The sequence below is a fragment of the Streptomyces sp. NPDC015032 genome (assembly GCF_043080425.1).
In the GTDB taxonomy this organism is placed as follows: Bacteria; Actinomycetota; Actinomycetes; order Streptomycetales; family Streptomycetaceae; genus Streptomyces.
The window spans coordinates 1-1,609 of the sequence record NZ_JBIBVN010000120.1 but is presented as its reverse complement, the minus strand read 5'-3'; the positions used below and the strand labels follow the sequence as shown (position 1 = coordinate 1,609).

1 protein-coding gene is annotated in these 1,609 nt (G+C 66.3%); it reads left to right on the top strand.

Features of this window, described 5'->3' with window-relative positions; genetic code table 11:
• Window positions 1-608: 608 nt before the first annotated feature.
• Window positions 609-1,609, top strand: a 1,001-nt coding sequence (gene ltrA / locus ACF08M_RS41640; RefSeq protein ID WP_392190526.1) for a group II intron reverse transcriptase/maturase, incomplete at its 3' end; no start/stop codon positions are given.

Sequence of the window (1,609 nt, the reverse complement as noted above, 5' to 3'; positions counted from 1 at the left end):
CGTGCGCCACGAGGCGCTGATGGATCCGTGCGGGAGGAAGGACCCGCCGCCGGTTATCGCAGTGACCGGTCGAAGCTGGAGGCAGGCTGAGCCCCGGGTTGGGGGCAAGGCTGGAAGCGGCCTCGACAATGTAGGGGCGGGTCGGTACTACCAGACGGCTCGTGCCCGCTAGCGAGGACGGGAAAGGCGTAAGGGAACTGAACCGGTGTCAGAAGCCCCGTTAGTCGTCAGTGATCTGCTGAATCTGGTGGATGGATCACTTTGCGGTGCTGGGCAGGTCGTGGCTTTTGACCTGCCCGCTTCCGTCGTCCGTGTGATTTGGGCGGCGGGAGGCCCGGGCCAAGACTGCGATGTGCGGCCCGTGGCGATGCCGTCGGGGTATAGCCGGACGCCGACACCCGTCACAACGGACATCAGTGAACGTGGGAAGCGGTCTGATGCCGCCCTGCCCCTCCGGTTTCCAGCCGGGCGGAGGGCAGGCGCAATGCCCGCCCAGGGCATCGGATCGTGGCGGAGCCGTCGTAGTACTCGGAGGTCAGGAGAGCTGGCCACGTGGGGAAGGGCGGCAGCGTGATCAGCAGCATGACTGGCGGAGGGGAGACGCGCCGTTGAACAGCAGCGCACCGTCATGGCCGAACATCTTTGAGGCCGAACGTCGGGTACTTGACCACCAGCGGAAGCTGCACCGATGGGCGCGGGCCGAACCGGAGCGCCGGTTCGGTGACGTGTTCAACCTGATCTGCGACCGGGCGACCTTGCTGGTCGCCTGGGAGCGGGTCGCCGGCAACAAGGGTGCCAGGACAGCCGGCGTGGATGCGGTCACCCGCCGCCACGTCGAGGAGGACGTCGGAGTGCTGCCCTTCCTGGAGGAGCTCCGATCCGCCCTGAAGGACGGCACGTTCACCGCGCTGCCCGTGAGGCAGGTGTCCATCCCCAAGCGAAACGGGAAGATCCGTTTGCTGGGGATTCCGACTCTGCGTGACCGAGTCGCGCAGATGGCCCTCAAGCTGGTCCTGGAGCCGGTGTTCGAGGTCGATTTCTACCCGTCCAGCTACGGGTATCGGCCGGGGCGCCGGGCTCAGGATGCTGTCGCCGAGATCCACCAGCTCACCAGCCGCTCCTATGAGTGGGTGGTGGAAGGGGACATCACCGCGTGCTTCGACAACGTCGACCACCAGGTCCTGATGGGCCTGGTGGAAGAGCGAATCTCCGATCGCAAGGTGCTGCGGTTGGTCCGCGCGTTCCTGCGGGCGGGGATTGTCGAACGCCACGGTGGACTTGCCGCGAGCCTGACCGGCACGCCGCAGGGCGGGGTCGCCTCTCCGTTGCTGGCCAACATCTATCTCTCCGTACTGGACCGCCACTTCGCTGGCATCTGGGATCGGGAGATGAGCCCGCCCTGGCGTCGCCAGCAGCGACGACGGCGCGGGCAGCCGAACTACCGTCTGATTCGTTACGCGGATGACTTCGTCGTGCTCGTGCACGGTGAACGGTCGGACGCGGAGGCGATCCGGACGGAGATCGCGCAGATGCTGGCCGAGCGGTTGAAGATGACCCTCTCGGTGGAGAAGACCCACATCACCCACATCGACGACGGTTTCGTGTTCCT